General features: G+C 62.9%; 22 protein-coding genes. 10 read left to right on the forward strand and 12 right to left on the reverse strand.

Annotated elements, in window-relative coordinates:
• Positions 1-4 precede the first annotated feature (4 nt).
• The 6 genes from BMZ35_RS08485 to BMZ35_RS08510 all read right to left on the reverse strand — a co-directional run bounded on the left by BMZ35_RS08485 (position 5) and on the right by BMZ35_RS08510 (position 6,849).
• Positions 5-859, reverse strand: a complete 855-nt coding sequence (locus tag BMZ35_RS08485; RefSeq protein WP_093092956.1) for a hydroxymethylglutaryl-CoA lyase — start codon at positions 857-859, stop codon at positions 5-7.
• Positions 852-1,511, reverse strand: a complete 660-nt coding sequence (locus tag BMZ35_RS08490) for a glutathione S-transferase family protein (RefSeq protein ID WP_093092958.1) — start codon at positions 1,509-1,511, stop codon at positions 852-854. Before BMZ35_RS08490 ends, BMZ35_RS08485 begins: the two co-directional genes overlap by 8 nt.
• Positions 1,508-3,466: an acetyl/propionyl/methylcrotonyl-CoA carboxylase subunit alpha gene (locus tag BMZ35_RS08495; protein WP_093092960.1), complete on the reverse strand. Its 1,959-nt coding sequence runs from the start codon at positions 3,464-3,466 to the stop codon at positions 1,508-1,510. Before BMZ35_RS08495 ends, BMZ35_RS08490 begins: the two co-directional genes overlap by 4 nt.
• Positions 3,467-3,568: 102 nt before the next feature.
• A complete protein-coding gene (locus BMZ35_RS08500; RefSeq protein ID WP_207502934.1) occupies positions 3,569-5,176 on the reverse strand; it encodes a carboxyl transferase domain-containing protein in 1,608 nt (535 codons plus the stop codon).
• A 15-nt stretch (positions 5,177-5,191) separates the two neighbouring features.
• Positions 5,192-5,689, reverse strand: coding sequence for a lysozyme inhibitor LprI family protein (locus tag BMZ35_RS08505; protein WP_093092962.1), 498 nt, complete (start codon positions 5,687-5,689; stop codon positions 5,192-5,194).
• A complete protein-coding gene (locus BMZ35_RS08510; RefSeq protein WP_093092964.1) occupies positions 5,686-6,849 on the reverse strand; it encodes an isovaleryl-CoA dehydrogenase in 1,164 nt (387 codons plus the stop codon). The genes BMZ35_RS08505 and BMZ35_RS08510 overlap by 4 nt, the downstream gene beginning before the upstream one ends.
• A gap of 103 nt (positions 6,850-6,952) precedes the next feature.
• On the opposite strand from BMZ35_RS08510, the gene BMZ35_RS08515 reads away from it, so the two are divergent.
• The gene (locus tag BMZ35_RS08515; protein ID WP_093092966.1) at positions 6,953-8,254 is read left to right on the forward strand and encodes an APC family permease; all 1,302 of its coding nucleotides are present in this window, start codon (positions 6,953-6,955) and stop codon (positions 8,252-8,254) included.
• A gap of 64 nt (positions 8,255-8,318) precedes the next feature.
• Here the strand turns inward: BMZ35_RS08515 and BMZ35_RS08520 are convergent, their stop codons facing one another.
• Positions 8,319-9,527, reverse strand: a complete 1,209-nt coding sequence (locus BMZ35_RS08520) for a DegT/DnrJ/EryC1/StrS family aminotransferase (protein WP_093093333.1) — start codon at positions 9,525-9,527, stop codon at positions 8,319-8,321.
• A gap of 161 nt (positions 9,528-9,688) precedes the next feature.
• On the opposite strand from BMZ35_RS08520, the gene BMZ35_RS08525 reads away from it, so the two are divergent.
• On the forward strand, positions 9,689-10,996 hold the full coding sequence (locus tag BMZ35_RS08525; RefSeq protein WP_093092968.1) for an MmgE/PrpD family protein: 1,308 nt from the start codon (positions 9,689-9,691) through the stop codon (positions 10,994-10,996).
• On the opposite strand, the gene BMZ35_RS08530 is transcribed toward BMZ35_RS08525, so the two are convergent.
• Positions 10,969-11,640, reverse strand: coding sequence for an HAD-IA family hydrolase (locus BMZ35_RS08530; RefSeq protein WP_093092969.1), 672 nt, complete (start codon positions 11,638-11,640; stop codon positions 10,969-10,971). The two genes, BMZ35_RS08525 and BMZ35_RS08530, sit on opposite strands and share 28 nt — an antisense overlap.
• Positions 11,641-11,782: 142 nt before the next feature.
• Here BMZ35_RS08530 and glmU point away from each other — a divergent pair, with 142 nt between their 5' ends.
• From glmU to BMZ35_RS08545, 3 genes are read left to right on the forward strand one after another with little or no spacing between them, the layout of a single operon-like run.
• The gene (glmU, locus tag BMZ35_RS08535) at positions 11,783-13,135 is read left to right on the forward strand and encodes a bifunctional UDP-N-acetylglucosamine diphosphorylase/glucosamine-1-phosphate N-acetyltransferase GlmU (protein WP_093092971.1); all 1,353 of its coding nucleotides are present in this window, start codon (positions 11,783-11,785) and stop codon (positions 13,133-13,135) included.
• A 1-nt stretch (position 13,136) separates the two neighbouring features.
• Entirely contained in the window at positions 13,137-14,960 is a 1,824-nt protein-coding gene (glmS, locus tag BMZ35_RS08540; RefSeq protein ID WP_093092972.1) for a glutamine--fructose-6-phosphate transaminase (isomerizing), read from the forward strand.
• A 17-nt stretch (positions 14,961-14,977) separates the two neighbouring features.
• On the forward strand, positions 14,978-15,655 hold the full coding sequence (locus tag BMZ35_RS08545; protein ID WP_242654751.1) for a DNA alkylation repair protein: 678 nt from the start codon (positions 14,978-14,980) through the stop codon (positions 15,653-15,655).
• A gap of 7 nt (positions 15,656-15,662) precedes the next feature.
• Here the strand turns inward: BMZ35_RS08545 and BMZ35_RS08550 are convergent, their stop codons facing one another.
• Complete coding sequence (locus BMZ35_RS08550; protein ID WP_131814345.1) at positions 15,663-16,100, reverse strand: hypothetical protein; 438 nt, start codon at positions 16,098-16,100, stop codon at positions 15,663-15,665.
• A gap of 83 nt (positions 16,101-16,183) precedes the next feature.
• On the opposite strand from BMZ35_RS08550, the gene moaA reads away from it, so the two are divergent.
• From moaA to ptsP, 3 genes are all read left to right on the forward strand, one after another.
• A complete protein-coding gene (gene moaA / locus BMZ35_RS08555; RefSeq protein ID WP_093092979.1) occupies positions 16,184-17,191 on the forward strand; it encodes a GTP 3',8-cyclase MoaA in 1,008 nt (335 codons plus the stop codon).
• A gap of 162 nt (positions 17,192-17,353) precedes the next feature.
• Positions 17,354-18,592, forward strand: a complete 1,239-nt coding sequence (locus BMZ35_RS08560) for an aspartate kinase (protein ID WP_093092981.1) — start codon at positions 17,354-17,356, stop codon at positions 18,590-18,592.
• A gap of 215 nt (positions 18,593-18,807) precedes the next feature.
• The gene (ptsP, locus tag BMZ35_RS08565) at positions 18,808-21,051 is read left to right on the forward strand and encodes a phosphoenolpyruvate--protein phosphotransferase (protein WP_093092983.1); all 2,244 of its coding nucleotides are present in this window, start codon (positions 18,808-18,810) and stop codon (positions 21,049-21,051) included.
• A gap of 63 nt (positions 21,052-21,114) precedes the next feature.
• Here ptsP and BMZ35_RS08570 read toward each other — a convergent pair whose 3' ends face one another.
• Positions 21,115-21,891, reverse strand: coding sequence for an EcsC family protein (locus BMZ35_RS08570; RefSeq protein WP_093092985.1), 777 nt, complete (start codon positions 21,889-21,891; stop codon positions 21,115-21,117).
• Positions 21,892-21,922: 31 nt separating this feature from the next.
• Complete coding sequence (locus tag BMZ35_RS08575; protein ID WP_093092987.1) at positions 21,923-22,426, reverse strand: GNAT family N-acetyltransferase; 504 nt, start codon at positions 22,424-22,426, stop codon at positions 21,923-21,925.
• 88 nt (positions 22,427-22,514) lie between these two features.
• On the opposite strand from BMZ35_RS08575, the gene BMZ35_RS08580 reads away from it, so the two are divergent.
• Positions 22,515-23,120 (forward strand): flavin reductase family protein, encoded by a 606-nt coding sequence (locus tag BMZ35_RS08580; protein ID WP_093092989.1) that lies wholly within the window; start codon positions 22,515-22,517, stop codon positions 23,118-23,120.
• Positions 23,120-23,764 (forward strand): CatB-related O-acetyltransferase, encoded by a 645-nt coding sequence (locus tag BMZ35_RS08585; RefSeq protein WP_093092991.1) that lies wholly within the window; start codon positions 23,120-23,122, stop codon positions 23,762-23,764. The genes BMZ35_RS08580 and BMZ35_RS08585 overlap by 1 nt, the downstream gene beginning before the upstream one ends.
• 7 nt (positions 23,765-23,771) lie before the next feature.
• Here BMZ35_RS08585 and BMZ35_RS08590 read toward each other — a convergent pair whose 3' ends face one another.
• On the reverse strand, positions 23,772-24,689 hold the full coding sequence (locus tag BMZ35_RS08590) for an AEC family transporter (RefSeq protein ID WP_207502936.1): 918 nt from the start codon (positions 24,687-24,689) through the stop codon (positions 23,772-23,774).
• Between the last annotated feature and the right edge of the window lie 10 nt (positions 24,690-24,699).

Genomic DNA, 24,699 nt, shown 5'->3' on the forward strand with positions numbered 1-24,699 from the left:
TTGTTCACCCGGCTCGCATCGCGCGTGCCATCTCTGCCGCTGTGTCCAGCACCGTCCGGTCAAGCCCGGTTTCATATCCCAGCGACACCAGCAGATCATTCACCGCCTCGGTCGCCACATTGCCCTTGGCCCCCGGCGCATAGGGACATCCGCCCAAACCGCCCACTGCGGCGTCGAACACCCGAACACCCAGCGCAAGAGAGGCTTCGATATTCACCAGCGCGCGCCCTGCGGTGTCATGGTAATGCCCGGCCAGTTTCGCCGCAGGTACTTCCTGCAATACGGCTTCCAGCATCGCGGCAATGCTCTCGGGCGTGCCCTGCCCGATCGTGTCCCCCAATGAGATCTCGTAACAGCCCGCATCGCGCAGATGCGCGGCCACTTCGGCCACTTTTTCCGGTGGCGTCGGTCCGTCATAGGGACAATCTGTCACGCAGGAGATATAGCCCCGCACTGGCAAATCCACATCTTTGGCCGCCTCGACCACCGGCGCAAACCGTTCCAGCGATTCGGCAATCGTTGCGTTGATATTGGCCTTGGAAAACCCTTCCGAGGCCGACCCGAAAATGGCGATCTCGTCGGCCTGCGCCATGACCGCCCGGTTGAACCCCTGCATGTTCGGCGTCAACGCCGCATAGGACACCCCCGGCGCGCGCTTGATATTTGCCAGAACCTGCGCCGAATCCGCCATCTGAGGCACCCATTTCGGGCTCACGAAACTGGCCACCTCGATCCGCTTGAACCCCGCCTGGCTCAGACAATCGACCAGCGCGATTTTTTTCTCGGTCGGGATTTGGCGTTTTTCGTTCTGAAGCCCATCACGCGGCCCCATCTCGAAAATTTCAACAAATTCAGCCATTGGGCACCTCGTAGAAGTCCTTCTTGTAGAATTCCTGGCGTCCATCCAGTTCACGCGCACGCTGATAGGCGGGGCGCGCCTCGATACGCTTCACATAGGCGCGCACATTCTCGAACTTGTCCATGTGAACATAGTAAGGCGCCGAGAACAGGTTGAACCCCATCATCGTGTCCGCCGCCGAGAAGCCTGACGGCAACAACCACTCTCGATCCGCAAGGGCACGATCCATCGCCTTCAGGGTCGCCGCCAACCGGGCCGCTTCAAGCTTCAAAACCACCGGCGACGCAGGCGTCGGATCACCCATGAACAGATGCTGCATGTTGAGCGAGGCCAGAATGCTGGCCTGCGTCTCTGCAAACCCCAACCATTCCAGATAGGGCACCCGCTCCGCATCCCCCGGTAACCGGCCCAAACCATGTTCGGGCCGGGTTTCGGTCAGGTATTCGACAATCGCCGCACTTTCATAAATCGTCACACCGTCAATCTCGAGCGCCGGCACCCGCCCCACGGGCGAGATTGCCTTGAACTCGGAAGCGCGCAACGACCCATCCGTGATCGAATACAACCGCAAATCCGCCTCCAGCCCCATTTCCTGCAACAACCACAGGATACGGAACGACCGCGAAAACGGGATATGGTGCAGCACGGTCATGCCGCCGCCTCGTCCTCATCTTCCAGCCGGATCAGGGCCGCCCCTTCCTCGACCTGCTGGCCTTCGCTGGCCAGCACCTCGGCGACAACACCATCGCGCGCCGCCAAAAGCGAATGCTCCATTTTCATGGCTTCGAGAATGGCAAGCCGGTCGCCCTGCGCCACCGTCTGTCCGGCCTTGGCGAACACCGCCTTGACCAGCCCCGGCATCGGCGCCGCAATCAGGTTGCCACCCGCCGCCGCTTCATCTTCGCGCTCCAGCGGATCGACGACGTGGAAGCGATAGCCATTGCCCCAGAACACGGTGAGATCATCGCCATGGCGTGCCGTGCGGGCCTGAACCTTGGTCTGGTCCACCCACCACGCGCCTTCACCAAAGCGCACCGTGTGCTGCACCTCGCCCAGATCGACGAGATACTCCCCGGTCCCGTTTACCGTGACCCGTGCATCGATCTGCTCCTCGTGATGCACCAGCGACACCGCATGGGTCAGCGGCGTCCACAGCACCAGCGACGGGGCCGGCGCGCGATCCGGTGCGGGCATCAGGCCCAGCGCCGTGACCGCCGCCACCGAGCGGGCCTTGCTGCAGGCCACGGGCGCAACCGAAAGGTCCTCGATATGCCGCGCGATCAGCCCGGTATCGACGTCGCCCTTCACGAAATCTTCCTGCGCCGACAACAGGCTGAGGAACGAGACGTTGGTCACGGTCCCGGCCACATCCGTATGCCGCAGCGCGGTTTCCAGCTGCTTGAGCGCAATCGAGCGCGTCGGCGCATGTACGATCAGCTTGGCGATCATCGGGTCATACCACGGGCTGATCGTATCGCCCGCCCTTACACCGCTGTCGATCCGCGCGCTGTCAGGGAAATCCAGATGGCTGAGCGTTCCCGTCGCGGGCAGGAACCCCTTGGGAACATCCTCGGCATAGATCCGCGCTTCGAACGCATGACCGGTGATGGTCAGCTCGTCCTGCGACTTGGGCAGCCCCTCGCCCGAGGCAACCCGCAATTGCCACTCCACAAGGTCCACGCCGGTGATGGCTTCCGAAACTGGGTGTTCCACCTGAAGACGGGTGTTCATCTCCATGAACCAGAAGCCGTCCGTGCGCAGCCCGTCCGAACCATCCACGATGAATTCGATGGTGCCGGCCCCCTTGTAGTTGATCGCCTCGGCGGCCCGCACGGCGGCGGCGCCCATCGCAGCGCGCATCTCGGGCGTCATGCCCGGCGCAGGCGCTTCTTCGATCACTTTCTGGTGGCGGCGCTGCAACGAACAATCCCGCTCGAACAGGTGCACAGCCTTTTCGCCGTCGCCAAACACCTGCAACTCGATGTGGCGCGGCTGCTGGATGTATTTCTCGATCAGAACATCCGGGTTGCCAAAGGCGGTCTGCGCCTCGCCCTGCGCCGATTTCAGCGCATCCATGAACTCGGAGGGTTTCTCGACAAGGCGCATCCCCTTGCCGCCACCCCCGGCCACGGCCTTGATCAGCACCGGATAGCCAATCGCATCCGCCGCACCCGACAAATGCTCCGGGTCCTGGTTCTTGCCGTGATAGCCCGGCACAACCGGCACCTTGGCCTCTTCCATCAGCGCCTTGGCCGCATCCTTGAGCCCCATCTTGCGGATCGCGTCCGCCGACGGGCCAATGAACACCAGCCCCGCCGCCTCGACCGCATCCACGAAGTCGGGGTTTTCCGACAGGAAACCATAGCCGGGGTGGATCGCCTGCGCCCCACTGTCCAGCGCCGCCTGAATGATCACGTCGCCGCGCAGATAGCTGTCCGCCGGGGCAGGTCCGCCAATATGCACTGCCATGTCCGCCATCGCCACATGCTTGGCATGCGCGTCCGCGTCCGAATAGACGGCCACGGTCTTCACACCCATCTTGCGGGCGCTTTCCATTACCCGGCAAGCGATCTCGCCACGGTTGGCAATCAGGATCTTGTTAAACATCTCTCGGCCTCCCGACCTCGTTCTTCATTTTGCCGTAAATACTCCGGGGGTGTGGGGGCTGGCCCCCACTTGGACCTGTGTGTGAGGGCTGCCCCCAACGCATTACATCCGGAATACGCCAAACTTCGTTTCTTCAATCGGCGCGTTCAGCGCGGCCGACAGGCTCAGGTACAGCACGTCGCGGGTTTTGCGCGGATCAATGATCCCGTCATCCCAAAGCCGCGCCGACGCATAAAGCGGGTGCGACTGGTGCTCGAACATATCGAGCGTCGGCTGCTTGAACGCGGCTTCCTCCTCGGCCGACCATTCCTGCCCGGCGCGCTCGATGGCATCCCGTTTCACGGTCGCCAGCACGCCAGCCGCCTGTTCGCCGCCCATCACCGAAATCCGGCTGTTGGGCCATGTCCACAGGAAGCGGGGCGAATAGGCGCGCCCGGCCATGCCATAGTTGCCCGCACCAAACGAGCCGCCCACCAGCATGGTGATCTTCGGCACCTTGGTCGTCGCCACCGCCGTCACCAGCTTGGCGCCGTGACGGGCAATGCCCTCGGCCTCGTATTTCTGGCCCACCATGAACCCGGTGATATTCTGCAGGAACACCAGCGGAATACCACGCTGCGAACACAGTTCGACAAAATGCGCGCCCTTGGCCGCACTTTCCGAATAAAGCACGCCATTGTTGGCGATGATCCCGATCGGGCAGCCCTTCACATGGGCAAACCCACAGACCAGCGTTTCCCCGAACCGCCGCTTGAACTCGTCAAACCGCGAACCATCCACGATCCGCGCAATCACTTCGCGGATATCATAGGGCGTGCGCAGCCCAGCAGGCACCACGCCAAGGATCTCTTCCGGATCATAAGCCGGGTCTTCCGGGCTGGCCCATTCCACCGTCTTGGGCTTGCCACGGTTGAGGTTGGCCACCGCCTCACGCGCCAGCGCCAGCGCGTGCGCGTCATTATCCGCAAGGTAATCCGCCACGCCCGACAGACGCGTGTGCACATCGCCCCCGCCAAGGTCCTCGGCGCTCACCACCTCGCCCGTCGCGGCCTTGACCAGCGGTGGACCGGCAAGAAAGATCGTCCCCTGCTCCTTCACGATGATCGTCACATCCGACATCGCAGGCACATAGGCTCCGCCCGCCGTACAGGATCCCATCACCACGGCGATCTGCGGAATGCCCTTGGCCGACATATTGGCCTGGTTATAGAAGATCCGGCCAAAGTGGTCCCGATCCGGGAACACTTCGTCCTGCTGGGGCAGGTTCGCCCCACCAGAGTCCACCAGATAGACACACGGCAAATGGTTCTGCTCGGCGATCTCCTGAGCGCGCAGGTGCTTTTTCACCGTCATCGGGAAATAGGTACCGCCTTTCACGGTGGCGTCGTTGCACACCACCATGACTTCCTGCCCCTTCACAAGGCCGATCCCGGCCACAACCCCGGCACCCGGCGCGGCGTTGCCATACATGTCATGCGCCGCCGTCGCCCCCACTTCAAGGAATGGCGAGCCCGGATCGAGCAGGTTCGCCACCCGGTCACGCGGCAGCATCTTGCCCCGGCTCACATGGCGCGCCCGCGATTTCTCGCCGCCCCCCTGCGCAGCAGCCCCAGCCGCCGCGCGAATGGTTTCGACCATGTCCAGATGTGCCGCACGGTTGGCGGCAAAATCCTCAGATCCGGTCATGATCTTCGATTGAAGCTTGCTCATCTTCCTACTCCAAACTCACTCGCCCAAACCGGCGTTTTCAAGATACCGCGCTTGTGCGGCAGTCATATACATGTGGCAGGACACCGTGGCCGGGCCACCGCCCGTCCCGCCGCCCCACAGCGAACGTTCATAATCACAGGTGGCATCGCGATAGCCGATCCACGCGCGTTGCATGTCGCGCAACGCATCCGCCTGGCTTGGCGCCGAGGAGCCAATCTCCTGCATCTCTGCGTCTATCTTCTTGGCTTCGGCCCGCACCCGGCCATAGGCGGCATTCAACCGGGCGTCCCAGTAAAGCCGTTCTTGCTCGTAACAGCCGCTCATGCCCACCGTGGACCAGCCGCCCTGCGTAGCGTCCATGCAGGCATTGGCCGACGCCCCGACACATGTCGTCTGGTCCTGCCCCGCAACCAGACCTGCAAGGCAGGACTCGGTCGCCTCGGGCGAAAACACCAGATCCTGCGCCGCCACGGAGAGCGGCGCAAGCATCAGGGCGACGGCTGCACGGATCATGCCTGCGCGCTCATCAGTTCGCGGCCGATCAGCATCCGGCGGATTTCCGAGGTGCCCGCACCGATTTCCATCAGCTTGGCATCGCGGAAAATGCGCCCCACCGGGTTATCACTCAGGTAACCGGCACCGCCCATGGCCTGCACCGCCTGATGCGCCTGCGTCATGGCCACTTCAGAGGCATAGAGACAGCAAGCCGCCGCATCCTGACGGGTGATCCGGCCAGAGTCACAGGCCTTGGCACATTCATAGACATAGGCCCGCGCCGAGTTCATCGCCGTATACATGTCGGCAATCTTGCCCTGCATCAGCTGGAAGTTCCCGATCGACTGGCCAAACTGCTTGCGCTCGACCATGTAGGGCATGATCTCGTCCAGGCAGGCCGCCATGATGCCCGTGCCGATCCCGGCCAGCACCACGCGCTCGTAATCCAGCCCCGACATCAGCACCTTGACGCCCTTGCCCTCTTCGCCCAGCACGTTTTCAAACGGCACTTCCACGTCTTCAAAGATCAGCTCGGCGGTGTTCGACCCACGCATGCCCAGCTTGTCAAAGTGAGGCGAGGTCGAGAACCCTTTCATTTCCTTCTCGATCAGGAACGCGGTGATGCCACGCGGCCCGGCATCCATGTCAGTCTTGGCGTAAACCACCAGCGTATCCGCATCCGGGCCGTTGGTGATCCAGTACTTGTTGCCGTTCAGAACATAGCGGTCGTTCTTCTTGTCCGCGCGCAGCTTCATGCTCACCACATCCGACCCGGCGGAGGGTTCCGACATGGCCAGCGCACCGACATGCTCGCCCGAAATCAGGCGCGGCAGGTATTTCTGCTTCTGCTCTTCGTTGCCGTTGAGCTTGATCTGGTTCACGCAAAGGTTCGAATGCGCCCCATAGCTGAGCGAGATCGAAGCCGACGCCCGCGCGATCTCTTCCACCGCAATCACATGCGCGAGATAGGACATCCCTGCCCCGCCATATTCCTCGGGCGTGGTAATGCCCAAAAGACCAAGCTCGCCGAACTCTTTCCAAAGCTCGTTCGGAAACTCGTTCTTCAGGTCGACTTCCGCCGCGATCGGCTTGATCCGCTCCTGAGCGAATCGGTGGACCATCTCGCGCATCGCGTTGACGTCTTCGCCGAGGTCAAATTCCATCGTGTGCATGAACATCGCACCAGTTCTCCCGTTATTGAACGCTTGTTCATATAATTACGGCATGTCATTTCTCCGATCAAGAAAAACTTGTCATCACCGACCAAAAACAGGACCAGCCATGCGCCCCGACCGCCATCCCGACGCGCCCCCTTTGGGGCTGGCCGAGCTGATCGCCATCGCCCTTGGCGGCATGGTGGGGGGCGGCATCTTCACCATCCTCGGATTGAGCGTGGCCCAGATCGGCCTCTGGACCCCGTTGGCCATCGCCCTAGGTGGGCTGTTCGCGATTCTCGCCGCCTACTCCTATGTAAAGCTTGCCCTTTTCTACCGCGACGAAGGCGCCACCTACGCCTTTTTCAAACGCAGTTTTCCGGGCCATGACTTTGCCGCGGCCCTGATCGGATGGTGGGTCGTGTTCGGCTATATCGCCACGATCGCGCTTTATGCCTTCACCTTCGCCTCCTATGCCATCTCCGGCTTCGACATTGCCGGAAACGACACCGCGCGCCGCCTCGTCGCTATGGCCGTGATCGCCGGATTTGCCGCCGTGAATATCTGGTCCACCCGTGGCATGGGCCGGATCGAAGACCTGCTCGTCTACTCCAAAATCGTGATTCTCCTGATCGTGGCTGGGGTCCTCTGGGGCAATGCCCAACCCGAATTGCCCCAGCTCAACGGGCACGGCCCGGAGGCCAGCCTCTTCGCCGTGCTGACCATCGCCGCCGTGACCTTCGTCGCCTATGAAGGCTTCCAGCTGGTGATCCACGCCATGGACGAAATGCGCGATCCGGGCCGCAACATCCCGCGTGCCATCTATGCCGCTGTCGGACTGGCCACCACGGTCTACGTGGTCATCGCCATCGGCGCCGTGCTCGCCATCCCGTTCAAAGACATCATCACCCATCAGGAACATGCGCTGGCTGCGGGCGCGGCCGATGTACTCGGGCCCGTCGGGCGTCACCTGGTGATCGCAGGCGCCCTGCTGGCCACCATGAGCGCAATCTCCGGTACGCTCTTTGGCGCCTCCCGCCTGATGCGCGTGATTGCGCGCGACGGTTTTTTTCCGGCCCCGTTGGCCCTGCGCACCGGCACCATCCCACGCAATGCAGTGCTGGCCATGGCCGGTCTGGCCGCGCTCCTGATCCTGATTGGCGATCTGCGCCTGATCCTCGAATTCGGCTCGATCACCTTTCTTCTGGTCTCGATCCTCATGGCCGTCGCCAACCACAAACACCGCGCCGCCACCGGCTCGCACCCGCTCATGACCCTGTCCGCCATTCTCGGCCTCGGCCTCGGAGCCCTGCTGATCCTGATCTTCGAAGCCCGCCACGCCCCCGCGCAACTGGCCTTCGTTCTCGCCCTCTACGCCGCCCTCACCCTCGGCGCCTGGGTATTCACCCGCCTCAAACGCACCCCCTGATCTTTCTTTTTCCAGAAATACCCCGGGGGAATCGCCCCCAAGGGGCGATGGGGGCAGCGCCCCCTTATCCGTTGGCCTGCCAGACCGCCCCTACCTCGGCCCGGATGATCCGCGCAATCAAAGCGCAATCCTCCAGCGAGAAGGTCAGCGGAATGCGCATGTCTACAACCCCCTTCAACACCCGGTCCGTCGCAGGCATCGCGGCGCTGGGGGCATAGCGCCAACTGTCATAGCGCGAGGTAAAGGCCACCGGCTCCGCCCCCCCGAACCACTTCAACTCCACCCCCCGCGCTGCGCAACGCGCCAAGACGGCCGCAATGCGTGCCTCGTCCCAATCCAGCAACAGGAACTGGATCGAGGACCCGACAAACCCTTCCCCGTCCGACCGCTCAACCACCTGCAAGCCGGGCGTGCCCCGCACCCCCTCTTCCAGCACGCCATAGCGCGCATTCCACGCCGCCACCTGTTCGGGCAGCTTACGCAACTGCGGGCGCAGAATCGCCGCGCGCAGGTTGTCCATGCGCCCGGAAACGTTTGGCGTGTCGTATTTCACCTGCTCGAACATCTCCGGCTCCGGCGCCGCCAGATGCCGCTCATAAAGCATGTAGGATCCCGACAGCATCACCGCCCGCGCCATCAGCTCTGCATCATCCGAAATCAGGAACCCGCCCTCGCCGGAATTCACATGCTTGTAGGTCTGCGTCGAATAACAGGCGATGACCCCGTGCCGCCCCGACGGCACGCCACGCCAGCCCCCACCCATCGTATGCGCACAATCCTCGATCACCCGGATTCCATGCGCGTCACACAGCGCCATCAACGCGTCCATATCCACGATATGCCCGCGCATATGGCTCAGCATCAGCACATCCGCCTGACCGGCCTTGGCCGCCAGATCCTCAAGGTCGATCACCAGCCCCTCGGTCACGCCGACAAACACCGGCACCGCCCCGACGCTGGCAATCGCCCCCGGCACCGGGGCCAGCGTAAAGGCGTTGGTCAACACCTTGTCCCCCGGCCCGACCCCCAGCGCGCGCAAGGCACAGCCCATCGCATAGCCCCCCGATGCCACTGCAAGGCAATACTTCGCCCCCGTCAGCGCCGCGAACTCCTGTTCCAAAAGCGCGGCCTCACCCAATTCACCAGGGGCGACGTTGTAACGATGCAGCCGCCCCGACCGCATCACGGCCACGGCAGCCTCGATCGCCTCGTCCGGGATCGGTTCCTGCTGGGTGAAATTGCCCGTGAATTTTTCCGTGGAACGCTCGCCCATCACCCACCTCGCTTCAAACACCTGCCCAAGGGTTACGCCATGCCCGTCCGCCCCGCAATTGCGGATCGGCAGGCCAAAACGCGACATCAGGCGTCGGCATCACCCCTTTTTGCCGCCAATCCCTTGCTAGGCTGGTCTCATCCCACAAGGAGACCCCGCCCATGCCCGCCGCGCTCGACTTCATCCATTCCCTCTCCCTTTCCGACATTCCCGCCCCGGTGCGCGCACAGGCCGAACTCAGTCTGCTCGACCTGATCGGCGTCGCCGCTGGCGGGATCGGCACACGGCTTTCCCAAATCATCCGCGACCACGCCCACACCGAATTCGGCGGACACCTCCCCATGTTGTTTGACGGACGCCACACGTCGGCAACGGGCGGCGCGCTCGCCGCCGGCATGACCATCGACGCACTGGATGCGCACGACGGGTTCAACCCGGCCAAGGGCCATATCGGCTGCCCGCTCTTTCCCGCGGCTCTCATGCTGGGTCACGAAGCGAATGTGGCGGGGCGCGATTTCCTGACCGCGATCATCCTGGGCTATGAATTCGGCGCCCGCGCCGCCATGGCCCAGCATGCCACGGTCCCCGACTATCACACCTCGGGCAGCTGGGGCGCGGTCACCGCCGCCGCCGCGGGCGCGCGCCTCCTGCAGCTTGACCCCGACACCACCCGCCACGCGCTCGGCATCGCCGAATACCACGGTCCCCGCTCCCAGATGATGCGCTGCATCGATACGCCCACCATGGTCAAGGACGGCTCCGGCTGGGGGTCCATGGCGGGCGTTTCTGCTGTGAAACTGGCCCAATCCGGCTTTACCGGAGCCCCGGCCATCACAGTTGAAGAGGCCCCCGATTTCTGGGCCGATCTTGGCAACCGCTGGTACATGCTGGAACAGTATTACAAACCCTATCCGGTCTGCCGCTGGGCGCAGGCCCCGATCGAAGCCGCCCTGCATCTGCGCCAAAGCCACGGGCTTGGCCCGGACGACATCACCAGCATCGAAATTCACACGTTCCACGAATCCGTGCGCCTTGCCATGCCCACCCCAGACAGCACCGAAGCCGCGCAATATTCTACGTCTTTCCCGGTTGCTGTCGCCCTTGCCCGCGGCACAGTCACCCCTTCGGACATCTCCGATGCCGCCGTCAGCGACCCGACGATCCTCGGCCTCGCCAGCAAGATCAAAATGGTCGAAAGCGACCACGCCAACGCGCATTTTCCCCTGAAACGCTTTGCCCGGGTGATCATCACCACGCCGCGGGGCCAGTTTGAAAGCGACTGGCACGAACCGCTCTGGGATCACACCGCCCCCCCGTCCGAGGCCGATCTGCGCATGAAATACCATGCACTTGCCGACCCCGTTCTGGGCCACGACACCGCCGCGCGCATCGAAGAGAGTCTGTCAGGGCTCGACAAAAAACCGTTGTCGGCCCTCTCCGATCAGCTGTTGCGCCCGATCAGCGCCTGAACCAGATCCGGCAGGTCCGCAAAGTCATGCAAAAGCGCCTCCGGCTCCAGCGCCGCCATATCCTCGCCGCTTGGCCCGAAGGTCACCAGCACCGACGGCACCCCCGCCGCCCGCGCCGTGTTGCGGTCCGTGTCACTATCCCCGATCAAAACGGTCCTGGCCGGGTCTCCCCCCAATCGCCGCGCGGTTTCCATCAGCGGTGCCGGGTCCGGCTTTCGCACGGGCAATGTATCCGCCCCGACCAGCGCCCCAAAAGCCGCCCGCGCGCCCAGGGCCTGCAACAACTGTTCCGCCAGCGCCTCGGGCTTGTTGGTGCAGATCCCGACGCCGTAGCCACGCGCCGACAATTCCCCGACCGCGTCCAGCGCGCCGGGGTAAAACACCGTATGCTCGGCAATTGCGTCGCCATAGGCCTCCAAAAGCATCGGGTAGTACTGCTCCACCACCGCCGCATCCATCCGCCCAAGGCGGGTCAGCCCCTCGGTCAGCATCCGCTTCCCACCGCGCAGGGCAATGCCCGCATCCGTTGCCGCATCCAGAAGGTCGCCCGCCCCCATATCCCGAAAACAGGCATTTGCCGCCGCGATAAGATCGCCGCTCGTATCCGCCAGCGTCCCGTCCAGATCAAAAACCACCGTCCGCATCGCGCGCTCCCCCACCCATATGTTGGCGCGTTTCCGCGCATCGCTGTTACAGCGCGCAATCAGTTTTGATGGCTCACGGCCTTGCGCCCTTGCCGCAACCGGATAAAACGGGAGCAATCAGAATACAAAGAGAATTCGCTACATGAGCACCGCACTTGTCATCCTCGCCGCAGGCAAAGGTACACGGATGAAGTCCGACAAACCCAAGGTTCTGCACGAGATCGCCAATGCGCCGCTGCTGATCCACGCCATGCAGGCCGGCGCATCGCTGGAGCCGCAACGCACCGTGATCGTCGCCGGTCACGGCTACGAAGAGGTCCGCCAGACGGTGGTCGACCATGATCCCGAGGCCATTGTTGTGCTTCAGGAAGAGCAGAATGGCACCGGTCACGCCGTCAGCATGTGCCGCGACGCGCTTGAAGATTTCGACGGCGACGTGATCGTTCTCTTTGGCGACACCCCGTTTGTCAGCGCGCAGACGCTGGAAAGAATGGTGGCGGCCCGCGCAGACAATGCCGTGGTCGTGCTTGGATTCACAGCGGCCGATCCGGGCAAGTACGGGCGGTTGATCATGCAGGGCGACAGCCTCGAAAAGATCGTCGAATTTGCCGACGCATCACCAGAGGAGCGCGCCGTAACCTTCTGTAATTCTGGCGTAATGCTTGCCAAACGGGATCAGCTATTTGGCCTGCTTGACGCCGTTGAACCGCACAATGCCCAGGGCGAATACTATCTCACCGACATCGTCGGAATTGCCCGTGACAGGGGCCTTCCCGTCACCGCGGTGGCTTGCGACGAGGCCGAAACACTGGGGATCAATTCCCGCGCGCATCTGGCCGAGGCCGAGTCGATTTTCCAGACCCGCGCTCGCGCCGAACTGATGGATCTTGGCGTGACGCTTCAACAGCCTGATACCGTCATGTTGTCCTATGACACGGTGATCGGGCGCGACACGGTGATCGAACCCAACGTCTATTTCGGCCCCGGCGTCACCGTCGAAAGCGGCACCCGCATCCGCGCCTTTTCTCATCTCGAAGGATGCCACATCGCGCGCGGCAGTTCCGTGGGGCCTTATGCCCGACTGCGTCCCGGCGCCGAACTCAGCGAACACACCCACATCGGCAATTTTGTCGAGATCAAGAACGCCACTATCGGCGAGGGTAGCAAGGTCAATCATCTCTCCTATATCGGAGATGCCGCAATTGGTGAGAGTACCAATATCGGCGCCGGCACCATCACCTGCAATTATGATGGCGTCATGAAGCACCACACGGCCATTGGCGATCGGGCATTCATTGGTTCAAACACAATGCTGGTGGCGCCGGTTTCCATCGGTCACGGGGCCATGACGGGATCGGGCTCGGTGATCACCAAGGACGTGCCTGATGCCGCTCTGGCACTGGCGCGTGCCGACCAGGTCAACAAACCCGGCTTGGCACGCAAATTGTTCGAAATTCTTAAGTCAAAGAAACAAAAACGCGACGGAGTGGCTTGAAATGTGCGGAATTGTAGGGGTACTCGGAAACCACGAGGCCGCGCCGATCCTCGTCGAAGCGCTGAAACGGCTAGAATATCGCGGCTATGACAGTGCCGGGATCGCCACCGTCAATGACGGGATTCTCGACCGCCGCCGCGCGGTTGGAAAACTCGTAAATCTCTCCGATCTTCTTGTGCATGAGCCCCTGCGCGGCAAGTCCGGAATCGGGCACACCCGCTGGGCCACGCATGGCGCGCCTTCGATCCTCAATGCCCACCCGCATCAGGCCGGTCAGGTGGCCGTCGTACATAATGGCATCATCGAGAATTTCCGGGATTTGCGCGAAGAGCTTGCGACTGCCGGGATTTCCTTTGTCACGGAAACCGACACGGAAACTGTGGCCTTGATGACTCAGCGGTATATGGACGAAGGGCTTGGCCCGGTTGACGCCGCCCGCAAGACACTTTCACGCTTGGACGGCGCATTCGCTCTGGCATTTCTGTTTCAGGGTGAGGAAGACTTGATCGTCGCTGCACGAAAAGGCTCCCCCCTCGCCATCGGCCACGGACAGGGCGAGATGTTTGTCGGGTCCGACGCCATTGCCCTTGCCCCCCTCACCGATCGCATCACCTATCTCGAAGAGGGAGACAGCGCAGTCCTGACCCGCACCAGCCTCGAGATCCGCAATGCCGATGGAGAACTGGCCAACCGCCCCGTCAAACGGATCCGCACCGATCAGGCCCGCGTGGACAAGGGTGGGCACAAACACTTCATGGCCAAGGAAATTGCCGAACAGCCAACCGTCACCGGCGAAGCCATAGATCACTATCTTTCCCACGACGGAAAAACCATCACCCTGCCTGAACCGGGGCTGGATTTCACCAAGATCGACCGTCTGAGTATGGTTGCCTGTGGTACGGCCTATTATGCCTGCCTCACGGCAAAATACTGGTTCGAACAACTGGCAGGCATTCCGGTGGACGTGGATGTCGCGAGTGAATTCCGCTACCGCGAACCGCCGATCCCGGCACGCACCGTGGCACTTTTCGTGTCGCAATCGGGTGAAACAGCCGATACGCTGGCTGCCCTGCGCTATTGCGAGGGAAAGGCCGACCGTATCGTCTCGGTGGTCAACGTCCCTGAAAGTTCCATCGCCCGGGAAAGTGATCTGGCCCTGCCGATCCTTGCCGGAACCGAGATCGGCGTGGCGTCGACCAAGGCATTTACATGCCAGTTGTCCGTACTCCTGATGCTGGCCCTCAAGGCCGCTTCAGACCGGGATATGATCGACCCCGAGCAGCTTGCCGATCTTTTGTCGGCATTTCGCAATTTGCCCGCCCAACTCGACGCCGCACTCGAAGCAGAGCCGCAGATTGCGAAGGTTGCGCACAAACTTTCAGAGGCACGCGATATTCTGTTCCTCGGGCGGGGACTCATGTATCCACTCGCCCTTGAAGGCGCTCTTAAATTGAAAGAAATAAGCTATATACATGCTGAAGCTTATGCATCAGGCGAACTGAAACACGGCCCCATTGCGCTCGTTGACAAACATGTACCCGTGGTCGTTCTGGCCCCCCGAGACGACCTGTTCGACAAAACGGTTTCCAATATGCAGGAGGTCATGGCACGCAACGGAAAGGTGCTGCTGATCACGGATTCCGACGGCGCTTCCGAGGGTGGAGAAGGCACTTGGGATATCGTCAGGCTTCCCGCCGTGCACCCCGTCCTGTCCCCGATCCTTTACGCGATCCCGGCACAGCTTCTGGCCTATCACACCGCCGTGGCCAAGGGCACCGACGTCGACCAGCCACGCAACCTCGCCAAATCCGTGACCGTCGAATAATGGCCCCTGCTGCCCCAGTGAACGTCTCGGAGGCCTTGGCTCAACTGCGCGCCCATGTCGAGCCGGGGCGCGCCGAGCAGATGGCGGCCTATCACAAACAGACCCGTCCCGTAATCGGCGTTCCCAACACAGCCACCAACGATCTGACCAAGCACTGGCGGCAGGTTCTGAGCGTCCCGGACCGCGTCGCGCTGGCCGATGCGCTCTGGCGGACGGACATTTTCGAAGCCCGCATCGCCGCCGCCAAGCTGCTGACACAGGCACGCCTGCGCCCCGATGATGCGGCCTGGGCGCTGATTCAAAGCTGGGTGGCCGATTTTGACAGCTGGGCCATTGCCGATCACGCCTGCATGGCCGGTCAGAAACGCCTGACCGCGGACCCTGCGCGTATCGACGCGGTCGAGACCTGGACGCAAAGCCCCCACATGTGGACCCGCCGCGCCGCGCTGGTGATCACCCTGCCCTGGACCAAGCAGAATTTCCCGAAACCCCGGGAACTTGAGGTTCGCGACCGCGTTCTGGGCTGGGCTGCGGGTTATGTCGATGACCCGGAATGGTTCATTCAGAAGGCCGTCGCCTGGTGGCTGCGCGACCTGTCCAAACATGATCCCGACCGCACCCGCGCCTTTCTGGAAAAGCACGGCGACAGGATGAAGCCCTTCGCACGCAAGGAAGCCGCAAAACACCTTCCCTGACAACCATTTAGTCGGCCGAGACCTGTACCTCGGTCAACTCGGTCAACGGCATGCCCAACGCCTGCATCGCCTGAAGCGAGATCCGGCTTCCCGCGCCGCTTTCCCCTTCGATCGGGATCAGCGAGACCGCCACGCTCTTGCCGCTCCAGCTGACCTTGCCGGGCCGCGTCCGGGCCACTAGCGGCGTCTTGAGCCACATGCCCGCCTCGGTCGCTGTCCCCAGCGACACAATGGTTACACCAAGCGGGCCGGACCGTGCCTCGGGGCGATCCTCGACCACCACCTCCCCCAGATTGTCCGGACGCGGCACGGGACGCACTGTACCATCAGGCAGGGACGCACTTTCGGGGCGGGCCGTTTCTTTGGGTTGCAACAGATCAAGATTGACCCTGTCGCACCCGACCAGGCCCCCAGCCATCAGAACTACCAGAACTGCTCGTTTCATGGCGCGATATTGCACCTGATTGTGACCATCTACAACCTTTGCCCCACTTGCCCCGCAACGTAATCGCCACTACCACTATCGGCATGACTGCACCACTGATCGACCCATTCCAGCGCGCCGTGAACTACCTGCGGGTCTCCGTGACCGACCGCTGCGATTTCCGCTGTGTCTATTGCATGGCGGAAAACATGACCTTTCTGCCCAAGAAAGAGCTTCTGACGCTCGAAGAGCTCGACCGCATGTGTTCGACCTTCATCCGCCTGGGCGTCGAGAAACTGCGCATCACAGGGGGCGAACCGCTCGTCCGGCGTGATATCATGACCTTCTTCCGCGCCATGAAGCGCCATCTGGACAGCGGGGACTTGCGCGAACTTACCCTGACCACCAACGGCTCCCAGCTCGAACGCTTCGCGGGCGAGCTTTATGACTGTGGCGTGCGCCGCGTGAATATTTCGCTCGACACGATCGACGAGGCCAAGTTTGCCGAGATCACCCGCTGGGGCCGCCTGCCCCAGGTCATGCGCGGCATCGACGCCGCTCAAGAGGCGGGCCTGCGCATCAAGATCAACGCCGTTGCCCTCAAGGGCTTCAACGAAGACGAATTGTTCACGCTGGCCGAATGGTGTCATGACCGCGACATGGACATAACCTGGATCGAGGTCATGCCAATGGGCGACCTCGGAAACGAAGACCGGCTCGATCAATACTGGCCGCTCAGCGACCTGCGCAATCAGCTGGCCACCCGCTACACGCTCACCGATCTGGCCGAGCGAACCGGCGGCCCGGCGCGCTACGTGCGGCTCGAAGAGACGGGTCAGAAAATCGGCTTCATCACGCCCTTGACCCATAATTTCTGCGAAAGCTGCAACCGCGTGCGCCTGACCTGCACCGGGCAGCTCTTCATGTGCCTTGGTCAGGAAGACATGGCCGACCTGCGCGCGCCCCTGCGCGACAGCAGCGAAGGCGAAGGCAAGCTCGAAGAGGCGATCCGCGCCGCCATCCGTCTCAAGCCCAAGGGCCACGACTTTGACTATTCGCGCCAGAAAGTCGACGGCCAGATGTCCCGCCACATGAGCCACACGGGCGGCTAAACCGTCTCCCCATCTTCCTTTTGCCAGAAATATCCTGGGGGAGTCACAGCTTGGCTGTGACGGGGGCGACGCCCCCCCACCCCCCCTGCGACACCCGACCCCGCTTGCACCGACGCGCCATCCCGCGTAAACCCCGCTCAACCAAAGCCCAAGGAAACGAGAATGCCCGTTCTTGTGATGAAATTCGGCGGCACCTCGGTCGCCAACCTCGACCGCATCCGCCGCGCCGCCAAACGTATCGGCGTCGAAGTCGCCAAAGGCTATGACGTGATCGTCATCGTCTCGGCCATGTCCGGCCAGACCAACAAGCTGGTCGGTTATGTCGAAGAAACCTCGCCCCTGTTTGATGCGCGCGAATATGACGCCGTGGTCTCCTCGGGCGAAAACGTGACCGCCGGCCTGATGGCGCTGACCTTGCAGGAAATGGATATCCCGGCGCGCAGCTGGCAGGGTTGGCAGGTGCCGCTCCTGACCACCTCGGCCCATTCCCAGGCCCGGATCGAGGAAATCCCGACCGACAATATCAACGCCAAGTTCGGCGAAGGCATGCGTGTCGCCGTGGTTGCCGGGTTCCAGGGCATCAGCCCCGAAGGCCGCATCACCACGCTGGGCCGGGGCGGCTCGGACACCACCGCCGTCGCCTTTGCCGCCGCTTTCGATGCGGAACGCTGCGACATCTACACCGACGTGGACGGGGTCTACACCACCGATCCGCGTATCTGCAGCAAGGCCCGCAAACTCGACCGGATCGCGTTCGAGGAAATGCTGGAACTGGCCTCGCTGGGGGCCAAGGTGCTGCAAACCCGCTCGGTCGAACTGGCCATGCGTTACAAGGTCAAACTGCGGGTGCTGAGCTCGTTTGAAGAACAATCCGACGAGGCCGGAACCCTGGTCTGCGATGAGGAGGAAATCATGGAAAGCAATGTTGTTTCTGGCGTCGCCTATAGCCGCGACGAAGCCAAGATGACCCTTCTGTCGGTCGCCGACCGTCCGGGCATCGCCTCGATCATCTTCGGATGTCTCTCCGATGCGGGCGTGAACGTGGACATGATCGTTCAGAACATTTCCGAGGAAGGGCGCACCGACATGACTTTCTCGCTGCCCACCGATCAGGTGAAGCGCGCCGAGAAAGCCCTTGCCGAACTCAAGGCCTCGGGCGGCCTGAACTTCTCCGACCTCATCACGGACATGGATGTCGCCAAGATTTCTGTCGTCGGCATCGGGATGCGCTCGCAATCTGGGGTTGCAGCCAAGATGTTCAAGGTCCTCTCTGACGAGGGCATCAACATCAAGGTCATCACCACGTCGGAAATCAAGATTTCCGTCCTGATCGACCGCAAGTATCTCGAACTGGCGGTACAGGCGCTGCACGACGCCTTTGATCTCGACAAGGCGGCCTGATCACGCCCGATCCCAGCATCTGCAAGGACTGGCCCTGCCCCCGTCCCGGTCAAACTCCGGGACGGCTTTATTTCTGTCGTCCTGCAAGGGGGCGGATGCTTTATTGGGCATTCCTCTGCCACACGCCCCCCTTCGGGACAAAAACGCGTTTCGCTTCGCCGCCGCATGTGATCTATTCAGGGTGAAATGCAACCAGACGGGGAACCGAACCGCGCATGTCTGAAAGAACCGAATCCGAAAGCCGCAAGCTGCTGGGCCGGTTGCGCGATGCATTGGCCGAAGACACGGCCGGTCAGGAACGCCTGGACCGCATCACCCACCTGATTGCCTCATCGATGGGCACCGAGGTGTGCTCGATCTACCTGTTTCGTGACGATGAAACGCTTGAACTCTGCGCCACCGAAGGTCTGAACCCGGAATCGGTGCACCAGACCCGCCTGCGCGTGGGTGAAGGCCTCGTGGGCCGCGTCGCTCGCAGTTCGCGCGTGATCAACTCCGACAATGCCCCCTCCGAAAAGGGGTTCCGCTACATGCCGGAAACCGGAGAAGAGATCTATTCCAGCTTCTGCGGCGTGCCGATTCAGCGGCTGGGTGACAATCTCGGCGTGCTCGTGGTCCAGTCCAAGGACGCGCGCACCTATTCCGCGGACGAGGTCTATGCGCTGGAAGTGGTGGCCATGGTGCTGGCCGAAATGACCGAGCTGGGCGCCTTTGTCGGCGAAGGCGCGGCCATGACCGCCCGCCATCAGCAGCCTGTCGCCTTCAAAGGCTCCGGTGCCCAGGAAGGGGCCGCCGAGGGCCATGTCTGGCTGCACGAACCGCGCGTGGTTGTCACCAACCCCGTTGCAGACGATCCCGAAACCGAACTGGCCCGCCTCAGCGAAGCGGTCGAAACCCTGCGGGTCGGCGTCGACAAGATGCTGGCCACTGCCGCGCGTGGCGACAAGGAACAGCTCGACGTACTCGAAGCCTACCGGATGTTTGCCAACTCCAAGGGCTGGATGAAGCGCATGGAAAGCGACATCGCGCGCGGTCTCTCTGCCGAAGCCGCCGTCGAGAAAGAACAATCCGCCGCCCGGACCCGCATGGAACAGGTGACGGATGCCTATCTGCGCGAACGTCTGCACGATCTGGACGACCTCTCGAACCGCCTGTTGCGCATCCTGACCGGACAGGGCACCGAAACCGGCGCCGACCTGCCTGCCGACCCGATCCTCGTGGCGCGCAATATCGGCCCCGGTGAATTGCTCGAATATGGCCGCAATCTCAGGGGCATCGTGCTCGAAGAAGGCTCCGTGGGCAGCCACGCTGCGATTGTCGCCCGTGCGCTGGCCATCCCGCTGGTGATTCACGCCGACCGCATCACCACAGAGGCGCTCAATGGCGATCATATCATGCTCGACGGGGACCAGGGCGTTGTACATCTGCGCCCGGACGACACGGTCGTCGCCGCTTTCCGTGACAAGATCGCGATGGCCGCCGAGGCCCAGCAACGCTACGCCTCGATCCGCGACAAGCCCGCCACCACGCTCGATGGTACGACCATTTCATTGCACATGAACGCCGGCCTCATGGCCGACCTTCCCTCGCTGGAAAACTCGGGCGCCGAAGGGGTCGGCCTGTTCCGCACAGAGCTTCAGTTTCTCGTGCGCAACCAAATGCCCAAGCGGACCGAACTGGCACAGCTCTACAGCCACGTCATGGATGCAGCCAAGGGCATGCGGGTCGTGTTCCGCACGCTCGACATCGGGTCGGACAAGGTCCTGCCCTACATGACACCGCAGGACGAACCCAACCCGGCATTGGGCTGGCGCGCGGTGCGCGTGGCGCTGGACAAACCCGGCGTGATGCGCATGCAGCTACAGGCGCTCCTGCGTGCCGCCAACGGACGCCCGCTCACCGTCATGTTCCCCTTCGTGGCGCAATATGACGAATACACCGCCGCCCGCGCCGAAATGGACAAGGCGCTTGAGCGCGAACACATCCTCGGCCACCCCCTGCCCGAGAACCTTGAAGTGGGCGCGATGCTGGAAACCCCCTCTCTGGCCTTCGCCCCGCAAAAGTTCTTTGAAGAGGTGGATTTCCTGTCGATTGGCGGCAATGACCTCAAACAGTTCTTCTTTGCCGCCGACCGGGAAAACGAACGGGTGCGACGTCGCTATGACACGCTCAACGTCAGCTTCCTGACTTTCCTCGAAGGCATCGTGAACCGCTGTGTCACCACGAAGACTCCGCTCAGTTTCTGCGGCGAGGATGCCGGCCGTCCGATCGAAGCACTCTGCCTTGCGGCGATGGGGTTGCGGTCGCTGTCGATGCGCCCGGCCTCGATCGGCCCGGTCAAGAGCCTGTTGCGGCGCACCAATCTGGGCGAAGTGCGCGAAGTGATCGTGCAGGCGCGCGAACGCGGGGATCAGACGGTGCGCCCGGCATTGATGGAGTACCTGCGCAACACCGGCTAAGGGGGCGCTGCCCCCGCCGCCGCAAGCGGCGACTCCCCCGGGGTATTTCCGGAAAAAGAAAGATCAGGCCGCGCGCGGCGGGCCCATCTGCGCCAGCATTTTTTCGACCAGCCGGTCATGGTCGATGTCAGCGTCAATCGCCAGGCGGCGCAGGCCAAAATGCACATGCGCGATTTCCTGGTAGTAGCTGGTATAGGCATAATTCGTGGCCGCCCCAGCCACGGCGCCAAGCACCGGTACCGCCTGCGCGGCAAGCTTTTGGCCCAGCACGACTGCAAGACGCGGCGCAACCCGCGCAATCAGCGCCTGCATGGCGCCTCCGGTGAGCGCCAGACGCGTGCTGACAAAAGCAAGGTCCGCGCCATCATCACGCGCCAGCGGCCCGGCGGCTGAAAACACGCGGATGCAATCGAACTGCACGTTTTCCGCTTCGGGATCAAAGCCTTGTCGACGTGCCTCATCCTGAATGGCGCGCAACAGCACGGTCGTCGTGACCGGCAATTCCGCCAATGCCCCCGGCAATCCACCCGCGCCCCCTGCCGCGCCCAGCGCGGTGGCCACAGCCGTGTTCAACCATGTCTTTTGTTCGCCCACCACTCGGCGCGAGCCCTGCGCCGCGCGCATCGCCTGCGAAAGCGCCAGCTCTGTGGCACCATCCAGCCGGTCGCGCACCTGTCTGGGCAGGCGATCCAACAACCCTTCGGCCTGTCCGCCCAAGAGGTTGAGAAGCTCGATCCCCAGCCCCCCCGCATTGCGGTAGCGTTTCGCAAGCCGTGCGATTTCTGCCTCGGGGTCGATCACGGCGATCTGTCGGATGTCCAGCGGGTCACTCTCGGTCATGTGTCAAAGATCAGCTTTGACACGCGCGAAATCAAGGGGACGGCGCTGCATCGGCAAAGCTTTGCACGGTGCCTGAGATCCCGTCCCACGCCCCCGGCACCAACTCGCGGCCCAGAACACGGTCCGGGTTCGTAGGCGGCGGCATGATCACATCCGCAAGTTTTTCAAAGCCGAACCGTTTGTAATAGGGCGCATCGCCCACCAGCATCACCCGTTCCCAGCCCTGACCGCTGCCCTTGGCAAGGCTCTCTTCGATCAGCAAACCGCCCAGACCTTCGCCCTGGTGGGTCGGGTGCACCGCCACTGGCCCCAGAAGCAGCGCCTCTGACGCCCCGATCCGCACTGGCCAATAACGGATCGCCCCGGCCAGGATATTCTGGGCATCCCGCGCCACCAGCGACATTCCCGCCACCCGCGCCACGCCATCGCGCAGCCGGTAAGAACTCAGCGCCTCGCGCCCCGGCGCAAAGCACAGGTCATAGAGGGCTTCGACCTCCCACCAGTCTTCTTCGGTTTCCTGTGCAAGTGTGAACACCCGCTTCGCGCCTCGTTTGGTCTTTTTGATGTGGAATCGGCCCTAGCATGGCGTTAACCCTTGGGCAAACCCAAAGGAAGCGCGATCCATGTTCTATCAGCCCAAAGACGGCCACGGCCTGCCCCACAACCCGTTCAATGCCCTGATCACCCCGCGCCCCATCGCGTGGGTCTCGACTCGGGATGCGGACGGGCGGCGCAACCTCGCCCCCTATTCCTTCTTCAACGGCACCGCTTATGTACCGCCACAGGTCATGTTCGCCTCGACCGGGACCAAGCCGGATCAGGCCGAGGGCAAGGATTCGCTCTCAAACATCCGCGCCACCGGCGTGTTCTGCATCAACGTCGTCGAAGAGGCGATGCGTGACGCCATGAACGTGTCGACCACCACGTTCGACAAGGACGTGGACGAGTTCGACCGGGCCGGGCTTGAGGCGGCGCAATGCGAAACAATCGACTGTCCCCGCCTTCTTGGCGCGCCCGCCTCGCTGGAATGCCGCATGACCCAGATCGTGCCGCTTTTGGGCGAAAACAACTTCATGGTCATGGGTGAGGTTGTCGGCATTCACCTGCGCGACAATTGCATCGTGGACGGCATCTTCGACGTGACCACCTTCCGCCCGCTGGCGCGGCTGGGTTATCGCGACTACTCTGTCGTGGACAACACTTTCACACTGGCAAGACCGGACGATTGATGCCCCTGCCCGACCCGGATCAGCCCTACCCCATCCATCTCCCCGATGGCAGCCCGCATCGCGGCACGGTGATGCTGCGGGCGGTGACCGACCATCCCTGTCTTTCGGTCGGGGCCTATACCTATGCCTCGGATTTCGACCCGCCCGGGGACTGGGCCGCGCGGCTGGCACCCTATCTCTTTCCGTTCTCGCAGGAACGGCTGATCATCGGCAAATTCTGTCAGATCGCGCACGGCGTGCGCTTTCTGACCGCCTCGGCCAACCACGCGACCGACGGACTAAGCTGTTATCCCTTTCCCATCTTTGACGGAACCGCCCGTGAAGGCTATCAGCCGGATCAGCGCGATACACTTGTGGGCCATGACGTGTGGTTCGGCAATGGGGCCACCATCCTGCCCGGCGCCCATATCGGCCATGGCGCGATCATCGGCGCGGGCGCCGTGGTGCGCGGCATCGTGCCGGATTACGCGATTGTCACGGGCAACCCCGGCACCGTGGCGCGCTATCGTTTTGCCCCGGACGTGATCGAGCGCCTTCTTGAGTTGGCGTGGTGGGATTGGCCGCTGGCGGGCATCGAAGCAGCGATCCCGGCCATCATGGCCGGGGATGTTGATGCGCTGGAAGTGCTTGCGCCCACGACTTGAAGCCGGGCTAGCCCCCAAACACCGCCACGGCCACCGCAATCCACACCGGCAGAGAAGCCGCCGCCAAAAGCGTCGTCTGCGCCACCAACGTCGCTGACAACACCCGATCCGCCCCGAAACCGGCGGCCAGCACATGCGCGCCCGAGGCCGTCGGCAACGCCGCCCAGATCACCACCACAATGGAAATGGTACCGGGCAATCCAAGGCCCAAAGCCACGGCCACCGCCACCATCGGCATCACGATCAGCTTCGTTGCGCAAATGATCCCGCTGAACCGGTCCAGCCGCGCCAGCGCCCCCCAGTTCATCGTCGCCCCCACCGAGATCAGTGCAATCGGGATTGCAGCCTCGGCCAGCATTGTCAGCGGCGCCAGAACCGGTGCCGGGATCTTCCACCCCGACAGCCCCACGGCCACGCCACTCAAAGACGCCAGCAAAAACGGGTTGAGCGCCACCTTGCGCACCGTGCCCCACACCCCAAGGCTGCCTCCGCGCGACAGGGCCGAGACCGCGAAGACATTCGCCATCGGCACAGCCATCCCGATGCACACCGCCATCAATGCCGGGTCCGCCGCATCGGTAACGCCCACGGCGATAAAGGCCAGCGCCGAATTGAACCGCCACGCGGTCTGCCATGACCCGGCAAAATCAAGGAAACGTTCCGGCCCAAACCGCCGCGCCTGCCACGCCACGATCAGCGCGACGCCCATCAATCCCCAGACCACCGGCGCAATCGTGACAATCGCGCCGGGGCGGATTTCCCGCGTCGACGCGGCCACGAACAACAGCGCCGGGAACAGGATTTCAAAGTTGAGCTTGTCCAGCCCCTGCCACGCATTGACCGACAGGCGATCCCGGATCAGCCCGCCCAACCCCACCAGAAGGAAGGACGGCATCAGCCCGATCAGGATCGCCAGAAATGCCATGTCAAAGGTC

The sequence above is a fragment of the Shimia aestuarii genome, from assembly GCF_900114635.1.
GTDB classification, from domain to species: Bacteria; Pseudomonadota; Alphaproteobacteria; order Rhodobacterales; family Rhodobacteraceae; genus Shimia; species Shimia aestuarii.

Excerpts from the sequence above, each read along its gene's own strand:
- BMZ35_RS08530 (WP_093092969.1), bottom strand. The coding sequence starts at position 11,640 with ATGCGGACGGTGGTTTTTGATCTGGACGGGACGCTGGCGGATACGAGC.
- BMZ35_RS08585 (WP_093092991.1), top strand. The coding sequence starts at position 23,120 with ATGCCCCTGCCCGACCCGGATCAGCCCTACCCCATCCATCTCCCCGAT.
- BMZ35_RS08490 (WP_093092958.1), bottom strand. The coding sequence starts at position 1,511 with ATGACCGTGCTGCACCATATCCCGTTTTCGCGGTCGTTCCGTATCCTG.
- BMZ35_RS08515 (WP_093092966.1), top strand. The coding sequence starts at position 6,953 with ATGCGCCCCGACCGCCATCCCGACGCGCCCCCTTTGGGGCTGGCCGAG.
- BMZ35_RS08520 (WP_093093333.1), bottom strand. The coding sequence starts at position 9,527 with ATGGGCGAGCGTTCCACGGAAAAATTCACGGGCAATTTCACCCAGCAG.
- glmU (WP_093092971.1), top strand. The coding sequence starts at position 11,783 with ATGAGCACCGCACTTGTCATCCTCGCCGCAGGCAAAGGTACACGGATG.
- BMZ35_RS08485 (WP_093092956.1), bottom strand. The coding sequence starts at position 859 with ATGGCTGAATTTGTTGAAATTTTCGAGATGGGGCCGCGTGATGGGCTT.
- moaA (WP_093092979.1), top strand. The coding sequence starts at position 16,184 with ATGACTGCACCACTGATCGACCCATTCCAGCGCGCCGTGAACTACCTG.
- BMZ35_RS08525 (WP_093092968.1), top strand. The coding sequence starts at position 9,689 with ATGCCCGCCGCGCTCGACTTCATCCATTCCCTCTCCCTTTCCGACATT.
- BMZ35_RS08570 (WP_093092985.1), bottom strand. The coding sequence starts at position 21,891 with ATGACCGAGAGTGACCCGCTGGACATCCGACAGATCGCCGTGATCGAC.
- ptsP (WP_093092983.1), top strand. The coding sequence starts at position 18,808 with ATGTCTGAAAGAACCGAATCCGAAAGCCGCAAGCTGCTGGGCCGGTTG.
- BMZ35_RS08505 (WP_093092962.1), bottom strand. The coding sequence starts at position 5,689 with ATGATCCGTGCAGCCGTCGCCCTGATGCTTGCGCCGCTCTCCGTGGCG.
- BMZ35_RS08590 (WP_207502936.1), bottom strand. The coding sequence starts at position 24,689 with ATGGCATTTCTGGCGATCCTGATCGGGCTGATGCCGTCCTTCCTTCTG.
- BMZ35_RS08580 (WP_093092989.1), top strand. The coding sequence starts at position 22,515 with ATGTTCTATCAGCCCAAAGACGGCCACGGCCTGCCCCACAACCCGTTC.
- BMZ35_RS08495 (WP_093092960.1), bottom strand. The coding sequence starts at position 3,466 with ATGTTTAACAAGATCCTGATTGCCAACCGTGGCGAGATCGCTTGCCGG.
- BMZ35_RS08510 (WP_093092964.1), bottom strand. The coding sequence starts at position 6,849 with ATGTTCATGCACACGATGGAATTTGACCTCGGCGAAGACGTCAACGCG.
- BMZ35_RS08500 (WP_207502934.1), bottom strand. The coding sequence starts at position 5,176 with ATGAGCAAGCTTCAATCGAAGATCATGACCGGATCTGAGGATTTTGCC.
- BMZ35_RS08560 (WP_093092981.1), top strand. The coding sequence starts at position 17,354 with ATGCCCGTTCTTGTGATGAAATTCGGCGGCACCTCGGTCGCCAACCTC.
- BMZ35_RS08550 (WP_131814345.1), bottom strand. The coding sequence starts at position 16,100 with ATGAAACGAGCAGTTCTGGTAGTTCTGATGGCTGGGGGCCTGGTCGGG.
- glmS (WP_093092972.1), top strand. The coding sequence starts at position 13,137 with ATGTGCGGAATTGTAGGGGTACTCGGAAACCACGAGGCCGCGCCGATC.